The organism is Amycolatopsis sp. NPDC058278 (assembly GCF_042881395.1).
Classification (GTDB): Bacteria; Actinomycetota; Actinomycetes; order Mycobacteriales; family Pseudonocardiaceae; genus Amycolatopsis.
Window position 1 is genome coordinate 34,003 of record NZ_JBHVXZ010000024.1, and the last position, 12,601, is coordinate 46,603.

14 protein-coding genes are annotated in these 12,601 nt (G+C 71.7%); 9 read left to right on the forward strand and 5 right to left on the reverse strand.

All coding sequences use genetic code 11. From position 1 onward, the window contains the following. The first annotated feature begins 8 nt into the window (after positions 1-8). Positions 9-209 carry a hypothetical protein gene (locus ACFVYA_RS15115; protein ID WP_387045334.1) on the forward strand — a complete coding sequence of 67 codons (201 nt, stop codon included), beginning with the start codon at positions 9-11 and terminating at the stop codon, positions 207-209. On the opposite strand, the gene ACFVYA_RS15120 is transcribed toward ACFVYA_RS15115, so the two are convergent. Continuing rightward, complete coding sequence (locus ACFVYA_RS15120; protein WP_387045336.1) at positions 133-2,079, reverse strand: ABC1 kinase family protein; 1,947 nt, start codon at positions 2,077-2,079, stop codon at positions 133-135. The two genes, ACFVYA_RS15115 and ACFVYA_RS15120, sit on opposite strands and share 77 nt — an antisense overlap. Positions 2,080-2,263: 184 nt before the next feature. Between ACFVYA_RS15120 and ACFVYA_RS15125 the strand changes: the two genes are divergently transcribed. Then, positions 2,264-2,803 (forward strand): snapalysin family zinc-dependent metalloprotease, encoded by a 540-nt coding sequence (locus ACFVYA_RS15125; protein WP_387045338.1) that lies wholly within the window; start codon positions 2,264-2,266, stop codon positions 2,801-2,803. Here the strand turns inward: ACFVYA_RS15125 and ACFVYA_RS15130 are convergent. Next, positions 2,797-3,717: a DMT family transporter gene (locus ACFVYA_RS15130; RefSeq protein ID WP_387045339.1), complete on the reverse strand. Its 921-nt coding sequence runs from the start codon at positions 3,715-3,717 to the stop codon at positions 2,797-2,799. The genes ACFVYA_RS15125 and ACFVYA_RS15130 overlap by 7 nt on opposite strands. 109 nt (positions 3,718-3,826) lie before the next feature. On the opposite strand from ACFVYA_RS15130, the gene ACFVYA_RS15135 reads away from it, so the two are divergent. Genes ACFVYA_RS15135 through ACFVYA_RS15150 form a run of 4 tightly spaced genes read left to right on the forward strand, consistent with a single transcriptional unit; the run spans position 3,827 to position 6,955 of the window. Further along, positions 3,827-4,291, forward strand: coding sequence for an Lrp/AsnC family transcriptional regulator (locus ACFVYA_RS15135; RefSeq protein WP_285990082.1), 465 nt, complete (start codon positions 3,827-3,829; stop codon positions 4,289-4,291). 57 nt (positions 4,292-4,348) lie between these two features. Next, the gene (locus ACFVYA_RS15140) at positions 4,349-5,581 is read left to right on the forward strand and encodes a sensor histidine kinase (protein WP_387045342.1); all 1,233 of its coding nucleotides are present in this window, start codon (positions 4,349-4,351) and stop codon (positions 5,579-5,581) included. Next, positions 5,578-6,231 carry a response regulator gene (locus ACFVYA_RS15145; protein ID WP_387045344.1) on the forward strand — a complete coding sequence of 218 codons (654 nt, stop codon included), beginning with the start codon at positions 5,578-5,580 and terminating at the stop codon, positions 6,229-6,231. Before ACFVYA_RS15140 ends, ACFVYA_RS15145 begins: the two co-directional genes overlap by 4 nt. Before the next feature lie 19 nt (positions 6,232-6,250). Continuing rightward, positions 6,251-6,955: a class I SAM-dependent methyltransferase gene (locus ACFVYA_RS15150; RefSeq protein ID WP_387045345.1), complete on the forward strand. Its 705-nt coding sequence runs from the start codon at positions 6,251-6,253 to the stop codon at positions 6,953-6,955. 3 nt (positions 6,956-6,958) lie between these two features. Here ACFVYA_RS15150 and ACFVYA_RS15155 read toward each other — a convergent pair whose 3' ends face one another. Genes ACFVYA_RS15155 through cysD form a run of 3 tightly spaced genes read right to left on the reverse strand, consistent with a single transcriptional unit; the run spans position 6,959 to position 10,106 of the window. Next, positions 6,959-7,330, reverse strand: coding sequence for a VOC family protein (locus tag ACFVYA_RS15155; protein WP_387045347.1), 372 nt, complete (start codon positions 7,328-7,330; stop codon positions 6,959-6,961). Between the two features lie 32 nt (positions 7,331-7,362). Then, the gene (gene cysC / locus ACFVYA_RS15160; protein WP_387045349.1) at positions 7,363-9,174 is read right to left on the reverse strand and encodes an adenylyl-sulfate kinase; all 1,812 of its coding nucleotides are present in this window, start codon (positions 9,172-9,174) and stop codon (positions 7,363-7,365) included. Continuing rightward, positions 9,174-10,106: a sulfate adenylyltransferase subunit CysD gene (gene cysD, locus ACFVYA_RS15165; RefSeq protein WP_387045431.1), complete on the reverse strand. Its 933-nt coding sequence runs from the start codon at positions 10,104-10,106 to the stop codon at positions 9,174-9,176. Before cysD ends, cysC begins: the two co-directional genes overlap by 1 nt. Positions 10,107-10,145: 39 nt before the next feature. On the opposite strand from cysD, the gene ACFVYA_RS15170 reads away from it, so the two are divergent. The 3 genes from ACFVYA_RS15170 to ACFVYA_RS15180 are packed head-to-tail and all read left to right on the forward strand — an operon-like array spanning position 10,146 to position 12,597. Next, positions 10,146-10,625 carry a nuclear transport factor 2 family protein gene (locus ACFVYA_RS15170; RefSeq protein WP_285990089.1) on the forward strand — a complete coding sequence of 160 codons (480 nt, stop codon included), beginning with the start codon at positions 10,146-10,148 and terminating at the stop codon, positions 10,623-10,625. Then, the gene (locus ACFVYA_RS15175; RefSeq protein WP_387045351.1) at positions 10,622-11,812 is read left to right on the forward strand and encodes a hypothetical protein; all 1,191 of its coding nucleotides are present in this window, start codon (positions 10,622-10,624) and stop codon (positions 11,810-11,812) included. The genes ACFVYA_RS15170 and ACFVYA_RS15175 overlap by 4 nt, the downstream gene beginning before the upstream one ends. Beyond that, positions 11,809-12,597: an SDR family oxidoreductase gene (locus tag ACFVYA_RS15180; protein WP_387045353.1), complete on the forward strand. Its 789-nt coding sequence runs from the start codon at positions 11,809-11,811 to the stop codon at positions 12,595-12,597. Before ACFVYA_RS15175 ends, ACFVYA_RS15180 begins: the two co-directional genes overlap by 4 nt. The last annotated feature ends 4 nt before the right edge of the window (positions 12,598-12,601 follow it).

Sequence of the window (12,601 nt, forward strand, 5' to 3'; positions counted from 1 at the left end):
GGCGGGCGATGATCGTCGTGACCGAACCCGCCTTCGGCGACGCGGGCCTGCCGGGCGCGCCGTTCGAAGACACGATGTACCCCGCGCTGCGCTGGTGGCCGCTCGGCGGCGCGGTCCTGTTCTTCGCCGGCTTCACCGGGCTGGTCGTGACGCTCGTCCGGAACGCCGGAACACGACGAAGAGCAGCCGCAGTCCCACCAGGGCGCTGATCACCAGCAGGTTGTAGCCGAACACCTGGTGCAGCGTCAGGTCCGCGGCGATGCGCGGCCCGCCCGAGCCGGTCAGCAGGAGCACCGCCATCAGCCCGGTCGCCGCGCCGGTGAAGGCCAGCAGGATCTCGTGGACCAGGCCGGTGACCACCTCGCGGTCGCGCTCGTCGGAGAACAGGCGGACGTTCACCGACAGCCGGCCCTCCTCCAGGGCCGCGCCGATCCGGTCGATGCGGCGGGGGATGCGGCGCAGCACCGGCAGCAGCGCCGTCAGCGCGCCTACCGCCGTGCGGCCGAGCGGGCCCGGCCGCAGCCCGGCGCCGACCTGCTCGACGGCGAACGCGCGGGACTCGGCGACGACGTCGAAGCCGGGATCCAGCGCGGCCAGCGTGCCCTCGACCGTGGCCAGCGCGCGGAACACCGCGGCCACCGGCGGGGGCACGCTGAGCCGGAAGTCGGCGACCACGCGGAACAGGCCGGTGAACAGGTCGAGGTCCGGGGTGCGGCCGGGACCGAAGTGCCGGGCGACCAGGGCACCGAGGGCGCGTTCGAGGCGCTGTTCGTCGATTTCGCCGGTGCGGTCGACGATTTCGAGGAGCCCGTCGCGCAGGCCCGCCGGGTCGCCGCGGTCCAGGGCGAGCAGGAGGTTTTGCAGGCCGCCGCGCAGCCCGCTGTCGAGCCGGCCGACCGAGCCGAAGTCGAGCAGGCCGAGGCGGCCGTCACTCAGCAGCATGAGGTTGCCCGGGTGCGGGTCGGCGTGGAAGACGCCGCCGATCATCACCTGGTCGAGCAGGCACCGCAGGAGTGACCGCGCGAGCCGCTTGCGCTCGGCCGCGGGGAGGGTGTCCTTCGCCGCGGTGAGCGGCCGGCCGGTCAGCCGGGACATGACCAGCACCCGGTCGGTGGAGAGTCCCTTGTGGACCTTCGGCAGCCCGACGTCCGGGGAGCCGGTGGCGGCGACGGCGGTGATGTTGCGGGCTTCGATGGTGAAGTCGAGCTCCTCGGCCAGCGCGGTGGCGAACCCGTCGGCCAGTTCGGCGACGCCGAGCGACCGCGCCCAGTCCGCGCGGTCCTCCAGGGCCGCGGCGACGCGCCGGATGATGGCGATGTCACGTTCGGCCTGCTCCCGCACACCCGGCCGCTGCACCTTGACCACGACGTCTTCGCCGCTGCGCAGCTTCGCGCGGTAGACCTGCGCGACCGACGCGGCGGCCAGCGGTTCGGGGTCGAACTCGGCGAAGACGTCGTCGGGGGAGCCGCCGAGTTCGTCGGCCAGCAGGGCCCACACGGCGTCGGCGCGGGCGGGCGCGACCTGGTCCTGGAGCCGGGCGAGCTCGTCGGCGAACACCGGGGGCAGCAGGTCCGCGCGGGTGGAGAGCAGCTGGCCGAGCTTCACGAACGTCACGCCACCCTCTTCCAGAGCGCGGCGCAGGGACCGTGCGAGCTTGGCGTGCCGGCCCGGCGCGAGGCCGGGTTCGCGGCGGCCGGTCAGGTAGCGGCCGAGGCCGTGCTTGACCGCGATCCGGCTGATCTGCGCGTACCGGCGGGTGCGGGAGAGCCGGCCGCGCAGCCGGCCGAGCCCGATGCCGTGGGGCAGCGCCATCTCGACGACGAACAGGAAGATCAGGGTCGCGAGGAAAGCGCTGCCCGCCAACGGGATCAGCAGGCCGATCGCCGCGCCGCCGTTGCGCAGCAGCGAACCGGGGAACGCCTGCGCGATGCCGCCGGCGACGAGCCACCCGAACGCGGCGGCGCACAGGGCACGTACGGCACCGATCCGGACGCCGAGCACGCGCCGGGCCGCGGCGACGAGCGGCCACAGCAGGAGCACGTACAGGGGGAGGGTCAGCAGGCCCAGCAAGATGTCCATCGGTTCCCTTTCGCCGGGCACGAGCAGACCACGGCGGCCGCCACCGGCGGCTCACGCGGCGGCGGGAGGGCTCTCCCTCCCACGGGGGAACGACTTTCGGCCGTGGTCCCGGCAGTGGTGGCCTTCTAACCTGATCGCGCGAACCACGGTGAAGTGCTCTGGCGAATCGGACGAAGGAGACACGATGAACGGACGCGTGATCGGCCGGGTCTTGGCGTTGGTCACGGCCGTCGCCGCCCCGCTCGGCCTGGGCCTGGCCACCGCCCCGGCCGCTTCGGCGGCCGCGGTCACGACGCTGTACTACAGCTCGTCGGGCGCCCCGGACTACCTCACCCAGATCGACCAGGGCGCGGCCAACTGGAACGCCGCCGTCACCGACGTGAAGCTGGTCAAGCGGAACACGAGCGCCACGATCGTGTTCCACGAGATCCACAGCGGCGGCTCGTACACGAACACGAACGGCCACGGCCGCGGGCAGATCTACCTGGACACGAGCCAGGTGGCGGAGGGCTTCGACCCGACCCGCATCGCGGCCCACGAACTGGGGCACAACCTGGGCCTGCCGGACCACTACAGCGGCCCGTGCACGGAGCTGATGTCGGGCCACGGGCCGGGCACGGCGTGCAAGAACGCCACGCCGTCCGCGGCCGAGGCGGCGAAGGTGCAGTCGCTGTGGGTCAACGGGTTGGTGGCGGCGGCGGAGAGCCGCGCGGTCGCCTACTGAGCTGACTCGAGGTGGCCTTCGGTGTCGGTTCGCCGAAGGCTGCCTCTGGTCTTCTTCCGGTGCAGACCCAGTGTCACGCCGGCGATGACCACCGCTCCGCCGAGCACCTGCACCAGCGCGAGCCGTTCCCCGGCCAGCACCACCGCCCACACCAGCCCCGCCACCGGGACGACGTTCAGCAGGTTCACCGCGACGCTCGCCTCCAGCCGCCGGAGGCCGTAGTTGTACAACAAGAACCCCGCCACCGAACACAACCCCGCCAAGAACGCGATCCGCAGCACGTTCGCCCCGCTCGGCACCACCCAACGGTCCACTTCGGATAGTGACAGCAGGACGAACCCGCCCGCCCCGGCGAGGGTCTGGTAATACGTCACCACGATCGGCGAAGCCCCGGATCGGTCCCGCCGCGCCAGGATGTTGTACGCCGCCCAGGCCACTCCGCCCGCGATCAAGAACACGTCGCCCCACAGCGAATGCGTGCCGTTGCCCCGGACCACCAGGCAGACACCCCCCACCGTCAGCAGCATGCCCGTCAGCCGAACCGGGGAAAATTCGGCGCGGCCGGACAGGACCAGCGTCAAAATCGGGTACGAAGCGACGATCAGCGTCGCGTCGGACGCCGTCGCCAGGTCGACGCCGACGTTCTCCAGCGCGAAGTACGCGGTGATTCCCAGCAGGCCCGCCGAGCCGATGAACAGCCGCTCCCGGGGTGAGGGCAGGCGACGGCGGTCCGGGCCCGTGTGCACCGCCACCCCGAGGATCAGCGCCGCCAGCGCGAACCGCAGCGCGCCCAGCGTCATCGGCGGGACCTCCGCCAGCGCCACCTTGGTGACCGCGAACGAACTGCTCCAGATCAGCGCCGCCCCCAGGACGGCGGACACGGACAGACCCAGGCGAGGCGAATCGGTGATCATGGCGTCACGGTAAACAACAGGCAGCAAGAGAACGACGAATACCGTGCTAGATTCGGCGCATCAGGCACAAGGCCGAATATCACGAGTCCCGGAAGCGGAGAACGGCCCGATGGACGAACTTGACACGGCGCTGCTGACCCTTCTCCAGGAGGACGCCAAGCAGACCAACAAGGAACTCGCCCGCCGCCTGCACATCGCGCAGTCCACCTGTCTCGAACGGGTGCGGGACCTCACCCGGCGCGGGATCGTGCGCGGGCACACCGTCGACGTCGACCTGAAGAAGATCGGCCGGCCCGTGCAGGCGATGGTCGCCGTGCGGCTGCGGCCGCCCGACCGGGCCGTGATCGAATCCTTCCGCGCCTTCGTGACCGGCCTGCCCGAGGTGCTGTCGGTGTTCGTCATGTCCGGCAGCGACGACTTCCTGCTGCACATCGCGGTCGCCGACAACGACCAGCTGAGCGGGTTCGTCCTCGACCGGCTGACCCAGCGCCGGGAGATCGTCGACGTCCGGACCTCCGTCATCTTCAACCACTTCCGCCGCACCGTGGTCACCCCGGCCGAGAGCGAGGGCTGAGGCGGTTCCACCGCAAGAGGGAGGCGCGGCCGGGCGCCGGGCTGCGAAGATCGGCCGGTGCGCATCTTCGGGCCCCTGACGAGCAAGGCGACCTACCGCCGCTGGGTCTACCTCGTCCTCGGTGGCGCCATCAGCGTGCCCTACCTGCTGTTCGCCGCGGTCGCCGTGCCGTCGCTGCCGCCGTTCCTCGTCACGCCGGAACGGGTCGTGGTCGTCGGCGGCCTGCTCACCCTGGCCGTCCTGGCCGGGACGGCGTTCCTGCCCGCCGTCCACGTCCTGGAGTCCACCGCGGTCCGCGAACTGCTCGACGATCCGGTGCCGGACGCGCCCGCGAAACCGCACACCCTCCAGGGCCGGCTGCGCGCCGCGGTGATGTACGTGCTGCACGTCGGCGCCGGGTTCGTCGTCAGCTTCTTCAGCCTCGCCGCCCCCGTCGCGATCGGGCTGTCGGTCAACGCCGTCTTCACCGGGGAGCTCTTCCGGACCGGGGAGGGCGACGCCGTCACCGTGCCGGCGGGCTGGGCCTCGGCGTGGCTGCCGGTGGTCCTCCTGTTCGGCCTGGTGCTGCTGGTCTACGCCGTCAGCGTGACCGGCGGGCTGCTGCGCCGGGCGGCGGCCGGGCTGCTCGGGACGACCGCCGCCGACCGGATCGCCCGGCTCGAACGGCGGACCGAGCAGCTCGCCGAACGCAACCGCCTGGCCAGGGAGCTGCACGACTCGGTCGGGCACGCGCTGAGCGTCGTCACCCTCCAGGCGGGGGCCGCCCGGCGGACGCTGCGCACCGACCCGGACTTCACCGAACGGGCGCTCGGCGCCATCGAGGAGTCCGCCCGCACCGCGCTCGACGACCTCGACCACGTCCTCGGCCTGCTGCGGGAGGAGGCGGCCGGCCGGGCACCGCAGCCGACGCTCGCCGCGCTGCCGGCGCTGCTCGAAACGACCCGGCTCGCCGGCACCGACGTCACCGCCGACCTCGGCGGCGACCTGGCCGCCGTGCCGCCGGTGGTGTCCCGCGAGGTGTACCGGATCCTGCAGGAATGCCTGACCAACGCGGTGCGCCACGCCGGTAGGGTCCCGGTGACGGTGGTCGTCGGCGTCGCGGCGCACGAGCTCCGCGCGCGGGTCGCCAACCCGCTGGGGAGCGGCCCGCGCCGCTCCGGTGGCGGCCGGGGCCTGCGCGGGATGGCCGAGCGGGTGGCGGTGCTCGGCGGTGAGCTGTCGGCCGGGCCGGTGGACGGGCGGTGGGAGGTCGTCGTGCGGGTGCCGTGGGGGAGGGGGAGAGAGCGATGAGCGTGCGCGTGCTGCTGGTCGACGACGAGCCGCTGATCCGGGCCGGGCTCCGGGCGATCGTCGACAGCGAGGACGGCCTTTCGGTGGTCGGGGAGGCCACCGACGGCGCGGAGGTGCCGGGGCTGGTCGCCCGGCTGCGCCCCGACGTCGTGCTGATGGACGTGCGGATGCCCGCGGTGGACGGGATCCGGGCCACCACCCACCTGATGTCCGCTGTGGACGACCCGCCGAAGGTGATCGTGGTGACCACTTTCGAAAACGACGACTACGTGTACGACGCCCTCGTCGCGGGAGCCAGCGGCTTCCTGCTCAAGCGCGCCCGGCCGGAGGAGATCGTCGCGGCGATCCGGACCGTCGTGGCCGGCGAATCGCTGCTGTTCCCGGCGGCGATCCGCCGGCTGGCCGCCCAGCACGCCTCCACCCCGGCCGGCGACGGCCTGGCCACGTCGGGGCTGACCGAACGCGAGCGCGAAGTGCTGCGGCTGATGGGCGCCGGACGGTCCAATGTGGAGATCGCGGGCGCGCTGTACGTGGGTGTCCAGACGGTGAAGACCCACGTGGGCAACGTGCTCGCGAAACTCGGGGCGCGCGACCGGACCCAGGCGGTGATCCGCGCGTACGACTCGGGCTTCGTGACGCCGTCGCGCTGATTCGGGCACTATGGGCCGCATGACTGCCGCATACGACGACTTCGCCGAGGCGTACACGGCCGAGAACGAAAACAGCCTGATGAACGCCTATTACGAACGGCCCGCGACCCTGGCGCTCGCCGGGGACGTGGCCGGCCGTCGGATCCTCGACGCCGGCTGTGGCTCCGGCCCGCTGTTCGCGGCGCTGCGGGAGCGGGGCGCGGTCGTGACCGGGATCGACCAGAGCGCCGAAATGCTGGCGCACGCCCGGCGGCGGCTCGGCGACGGCGCCGATCTGCGGGTCGCCGACCTGGCCGGCCCGCTGCCCTTCGCCGACGGCGAGTTCGACGACGTCATCGCATCCCTGGTGCTGCACTACCTGCGGGACTGGGACCCGCCGCTCGCCGAGCTGCGGCGCGTCCTGAAGCCCGGCGGCCGGCTGATCGCCTCGGTGAACCACCCGATGATGGTGAACCTGACGCACCGCCACGAGGGGTCCCGGCCCGACTACTTCGAGCCGTACACCTGGACCGACGAGTTCGAGCTGCACGGCCGGAAGGCGCACATGACGTTCTGGAACAAGCCGCTGCACGCGATGACCGACGCCTTCACCGCGGCGGGCTTCCGGATCACCGTCATCAGCGAACCGCATCCCGTGCCGGCCGCCCGCGAGCTGTTCCCCGGCGACTTCGAAATCCTCGACACCTTCCCGAGCTTCCTCTTCTTCGTCCTGGAAGCCGAGTAAGGGTCAGTCCAAGCAGAACTCGTTGCCCTCGACGTCCTGCATCGTCAGGCACGACTCGTTGTCCTCGTCCGCCTCTTGGAGCCACAGGCGTTTCGCGCCGAGCGCCTCCAGCCGCGCGCACTCGGCCTCGAGCGCGGCGAGCCGTTCTTCGCCGACGAGCCCGGTGCCGACCCGGACGTCGAGGTGCACGCGGTTCTTGACGACCTTGCCTTCGGGTACGCGCTGGAAGTACAGCCGCGGGCCCACGCCCGTGGGGTCGACGCAGGCGAAGCCCGCGCTCTGCAGCTCGTACCCCAGCACCTCGCACCAGAACCGGGCGACGCGCTCGGGTTCCGCGCAGTCGAAGGTGACCTGGACCTGCCTGACCGACGTCATGCAGCCCACCCTAGGGGCGCGCGCAAGAGATTTCAGCCGAGATCGTCCAAGAGGGCCTGGATCGCCGCCGCCATCGCCGCCGGGTCGCCGTCGCCCGGGCGCAGCACCAGGTCCGGCGACGCCGGGCGCTCGTAGGGGGCGTCGATGCCCGTGAAGCCGGTGATCTCGCCGGCGCGCGCCTTCGCGTACATGCCCTTCGGGTCGCGGGCTTCGCAGACCTCCAGGGGCGTGTCGACGAAGACCTCCACGAACGGCAGCCCCTCGTGGACCGCTCGCGCCCGGGCCCGATCCTCCGAGTACGGGCTGATCAGCGACGCGATGGCCACCACGCCCGCGTCCGCGAACAGGCGCGCCACCTCGGCCACCCGCCGGACGTTCTCCGCGCGGTCCTCGGGGCTGAACCCGAGCCCCTTGTTGAGGCCGTGGCGCAGGTTGTCGCCGTCGAGCAGGTACGCCGGGCGGCCCGCCGCGACCAGGCGGCGTTCCAGCTCGACCGCCACCGACGACTTGCCCGACGCCGAAAGCCCGGTGAGCCACACCGTCGCGCCGCGGGTCGGGCGGTCTTCGCGTCGCACGGCCGCGGTGTGCCAGACGACCGGGGACACCGGTGCGCCGGTGATCATGCCCGCCGCGACCGTGTCGCCGGTGTGCTCGTCGACCAGCAGGAAGCCGCCGGTGGCCCGGTTGCGGCGGTACGGGTCGAACAGCAGCGGCGAACGCGTGCGCAGCCTGATCCGGCCGATGTCGTTCAGGGACAGCGCTTCCGCCGTCTCGTCGCGGTGCAGGGTGGTGACGTCGAGGCGGTATTCCAGCCGCTCCACCGTGCCCCGCGTCTCGGTGGTCGTGTGCCGCACCGCGTACGTCGCGCCCGGCGTCAGCGCGGCGCGCTCGGAGAACCAGCAGACCAGGGCGTCGACTTCACGGGCCGACTCCGCGCGGTTGCCCGGGCGGCACAGCATCGCCCCGCGGCCGAGGTCGAGGTCGTCGGCCAGCTCGACCGCCACCGCCTGGCCGGTGAACGCCTCTTCGAGGGGCTGCCCGCCGGGACCCCAGACCGCGCGCACCTTCGACGTGAACCCCGACGGCAGGGCCACGACCTCGTCACCCGGCTTGAACACCCCGCCCGCGATGGTGCCCGCGTAGCCGCGGAAATCGGACCGGCGGATCACGTACTGCACCGGGAACCGCGCGTCGATGAGGTTGCGGTCGGAGGCGACGTGCACCTCCTCGAGCTGGTGCAGCAGCGAAGTGCCTTCGTACCAGGGCGTGCTCGCGCTGCGGTGGACCACGTTGTCGCCGTGCAACGCCGAAACCGGCACGAACGTCAGGTCGGCGACGTCGAGTTTCATCGCGAACCGGCGGAAGTCCTCGCGGATCTCGTCGAACCGTTCCTGCGACCAGCCGACGAGGTCCATCTTGTTCACGCACACCACGAGGTGGCCGATCCCCAGCAGCGACGCCAGGAACGCGTGCCGCCGGGACTGTTCGAGTACGCCCTTGCGCGCGTCCACCAGAACGAGCGCCAGGTCGGCGGTGGACGCGCCGGTCACCATGTTCCGCGTGTACTGCAGGTGTCCCGGCGTGTCGGCGATGATGAACTTCCGCCGCGGCGTGGCGAAGTACCGGTGGGCGACGTCGATGGTGATGCCCTGCTCGCGCTCGGCGCGCAGGCCGTCGGTGAGCAGCGCGAGGTCGGGGTAGTCGTCGCCGCGGTCGCGGCTGGCGCGTTCGACGGCGGCGAGCTGGTCGGTGAAGATCGCCTTCGAGTCGAACAGCAGCCGGCCGATCAAGGTGGACTTCCCGTCGTCCACGCTGCCCGCCGTGGCGATCCTCAGCAGCTGCATCAGAAGTAGCCCTCTCGCTTCCGGTCTTCCATGCCTGCTTCGGAAATACGGTCGTCGGCACGCGTCGCGCCGCGCTCGGTCACGCGGGTGGCGGCCACCTCGTCGACCACTTCGGACGGTGTCGACGCCGAGGACTCGACGCAGCCGGTGCACGTGGCGTCGCCGACGGTCCGGAATCGCACGGTCGCCTCGTACGGCGTCTCGCCGTCCACAAGGGACAGGAACCGGGTGGCCGCGAGCAGCATGCCGTCGCGCTGGACCACCGGTCGCCGGTGCGCGTAGTAGAGCGGCGGGAGCGCGATCCGCTCGTCCCGGATGTACTGCCAGATGTCCAGCTCGGTCCAGTTCGACAGCGGGAACACGCGGATGTGCTCGCCGCGGCGGTGCCGCCCGTTGTAGAGGTTCCACAGCTCCGGGCGCTGCGCCCGCGGGTCCCACTGGCCGTGCTCGTCGCGGAAGCTGAACACGCGCTCCTTCGCGCGCGCCTTCTCTTCGTCGCGGCGCGCGCCGCCGAACACGGCGTCGAAGCCGCCCTCGCGGATCGCCCGCAGCAGGGTCACCGTCTGCAGCCGGTTGCGGCTCGCCCGCGGTCCGGTCTCCTCGACGACGCGGCCGGCGTCGATGTCGTCCTGCACGCTCGCCACCTCCAGGCGCAGGCCGAGGGCGGCGACGGTCTCGTCGCGGAACCGCAGCACCTCGTCGAAGTTGTGCCCGGTGTCGACGTGCAGCACGGGGAACGGCAGGGGCGCCGGCCAGAACGCCTTCGCGGCGGCGTGCAGCATCACCACCGAGTCCTTGCCGCCGGAGAACAGCAGGACGGGGCGCTCGAAGGTCGCCGCGACTTCGCGGAAGACGTGCACGGCCTCCGCTTCGAGCGCGGCCAGGTGCGAGAGCTCGTACGAGGTCACGGACACCGGAAAAAAGTAGAACATGTTCTTGTCTTTGGTCAAGCGGTGCGGGACGCTGTGTGCATGGACCTGGTCGTACTCGAAGAGATCAAGCGGCTGAAGTACCGGTACCTGCGCGGGGTGGACCTGAAACTGTGGGACGAGGTCGCCGACACGTTCACCGTCGACGCCACGGCCGACTACGGGACGCGCGCCGTGGGCAGCGACGGCAAGCAGTTCGAAGGCCGCGACGCCATCGTCGAATTCCTCACCCAGAGCCTCGGCAACGGCATCATCACCGTGCACCACGCAGGTCAGCCGGAGATCGACGTCGACGGCGACACCGCGACCGGGCGGTGGTCGTTCACCGACAAGGTCATCGTGCCCGACCACAAGGTGATCATCGAAGGCGCCGCGTTCTACGAGGACACCTACCGCCGTGACAACGACGGCGCCTGGCGGATCTCGCACATCGGGTACGTCCGGACCTACGAGTCGATGATGTCCTGGGACGCCCTGCCGGGCTACCGGCTGCTCGCGAACCGCTGGGCCGTCCCGGCATGATCGAGAACGAGTTCTCGTTGACCCGGCCGTTCGCCGACGCCATCGTCGAGGCCGAGAAGCTGATCGCCGAAGCCCCACCGGCGCAGACCGGGCAGGGCCTCCTCGAGGGCTACGACTACCTCGCGGGCAGCATCCGGGCGTCGCTGCAGATGGCCTGGGCCTACCAGCGCGACTTCCCGTACTTCACCGCGTCCACCGGGCCGTACACGAAGATGGGCCTGGACAACCCGGACACCCTGTACTTCAACGCGAACATCCGCGCCGACCGCGAGTACCTGGTCACCGGAGTCCGCGGCACCACCGCCGACCTGAGCTTCCAGGTCCTCAACGGCGACTACTCGCCGGTGGAGGTGCCCGACAGTCTCGCCGCGTTCGACGACCGGGCGATCGAGATCGGCCCGGACGGCCGCTTCGAGCTGCGGTTCGGCCCGGCTCGCGAGAACCCGGGCCCGAACTACTTCGTCCTCGGTGAGGGCTCGTCGATGCTCGTGGTCCGCGAGGTCTACAGCGACTGGGCCACCGAACGCCGTGGCGAGATCCGCATCCGGTGCGTCGACACCGCGGGCCAGGCGCCGCCGGTGCCGGACCGGTCCGCGCTGGCCAAGCGCTACGGCGTCACCGGCAAGATCCTGCTGAGCCGGCTCAAGACGTTCCTGGCCTTCCCGAAGTGGTTCTACGACAACCTGCCGGTGAACACGATGACCGAGCCGCGCTCGACACCGGGCGGGCTCACCACGCAGTTCTCCTCGGCCGGGCACTACGAGCTCGGCGCCGAAGAGGCGATGATCGTCACCGTGCCCCGCTGCGCGGACGCGCCGTACCAGGGCATCCAGCTCGGCAGCCTCTGGTACGTCTCGCTCGACTACATCAACCACCAGACGAGCCTCACCGCCGACCAGGCCCGCGTCGACGCGGACGGCAAGATCCGGTTCGTGCTCGCCGAGCGCGACCCCGGCCTGGCGAACTGGCTGGAGCTGACCGGCCACGAGCGCGGGTACGTGCAGATCCGCTGGCAGCGGCTGGCCCGCGACCTCGGCCCGGACGACGGCCCGGTCGTCGAGGTGGTCAAGACAGACGAACTGCCCGACCGGCTGCCCTACCACGCCGACGCGCGCGTGACGCCGGAGCAGTGGACGGCGAGGATCGCGGCCCGGCAGGACGCCGTCGCCGCCCGGATGCTGGGGTGAGCGTGGAGAACGTGTTGCAGGGCAAGGTGGTCGTCGTCTCGGGGATCGGCCCCGGGCTCGGTCGCTCGATCGCCGTGCGCAGTGCGCGGGCCGGCGCGGACGTCGTGCTCGCCGCGCGCACCGAGTCGCGGCTCAGCGAGGTCGCGAAGGAGGTGACCGACCTCGGCCGCCGGGCGGTCGCGGTGCGCACCGACATCGACGACGCGGACTCCGCCGCGAACCTGGTGAGCGAGGCGGTCGAGGCGTTCGGCCGGGTGGACACCGTGGTGCACAACGCCTTCGCCGTCCCGCCGCTGACCGACCTGGCCACCGTGGACCTCGACGCCGTCCGCGCGGGCTTCGAGACCGCGGCGATTTCGGTGCTCCGGCTGACCCGCCTGTTCCTGCCCGCGCTCAAGGAGAGCAAGGGCTCGCTGGTGATGATCAACTCCGCCGTGCTGCGGCACTCGCGGCGCACGTTCGGCGCCTACAAGATGGCGAAGTCGGCGCTGCTGTCGCTCTCCCAGAGCCTCGCCAGCGAGCTGGGGCCGGACGGCGTGCGCGTCAACACCGTGGCGCCCGGGTACATCTGGGGGCCGAACCTCCAGTGGTACTTCGGTTACCTGGCCAAGGAACGCGGCATCACGCCGGAGGACGTCTACGCCGAGACGGCGTCCACGATCGACCTGCGCAAACTGCCCGAGCCCGACGAGATCGCCGACGCGGTGGTCTTCCTCGCCTCGCCGATGGCGCGCGCGATCACCGGGCAGTGCCTCGACGTCAACGGCGGCGAGTACCACCACTAGGAGG

Coding starts and splice junctions, on each gene's coding strand:
- ACFVYA_RS15150 (WP_387045345.1), top strand. CDS start 6,251: ATGACTGCCGCATACGACGACTTCGCCGAGGCGTACACGGCCGAGAAC.
- ACFVYA_RS15145 (WP_387045344.1), top strand. CDS start 5,578: ATGAGCGTGCGCGTGCTGCTGGTCGACGACGAGCCGCTGATCCGGGCC.
- ACFVYA_RS15135 (WP_285990082.1), top strand. CDS start 3,827: ATGGACGAACTTGACACGGCGCTGCTGACCCTTCTCCAGGAGGACGCC.
- ACFVYA_RS15175 (WP_387045351.1), top strand. CDS start 10,622: ATGATCGAGAACGAGTTCTCGTTGACCCGGCCGTTCGCCGACGCCATC.
- cysD (WP_387045431.1), bottom strand. CDS start 10,106: ATGTTCTACTTTTTTCCGGTGTCCGTGACCTCGTACGAGCTCTCGCAC.
- ACFVYA_RS15155 (WP_387045347.1), bottom strand. CDS start 7,330: ATGACGTCGGTCAGGCAGGTCCAGGTCACCTTCGACTGCGCGGAACCC.
- ACFVYA_RS15170 (WP_285990089.1), top strand. CDS start 10,146: ATGGACCTGGTCGTACTCGAAGAGATCAAGCGGCTGAAGTACCGGTAC.
- ACFVYA_RS15125 (WP_387045338.1), top strand. CDS start 2,264: ATGAACGGACGCGTGATCGGCCGGGTCTTGGCGTTGGTCACGGCCGTC.
- ACFVYA_RS15130 (WP_387045339.1), bottom strand. CDS start 3,717: ATGATCACCGATTCGCCTCGCCTGGGTCTGTCCGTGTCCGCCGTCCTG.
- cysC (WP_387045349.1), bottom strand. CDS start 9,174: ATGCAGCTGCTGAGGATCGCCACGGCGGGCAGCGTGGACGACGGGAAG.
- ACFVYA_RS15115 (WP_387045334.1), top strand. CDS start 9: ATGATCGTCGTGACCGAACCCGCCTTCGGCGACGCGGGCCTGCCGGGC.
- ACFVYA_RS15120 (WP_387045336.1), bottom strand. CDS start 2,079: ATGGACATCTTGCTGGGCCTGCTGACCCTCCCCCTGTACGTGCTCCTG.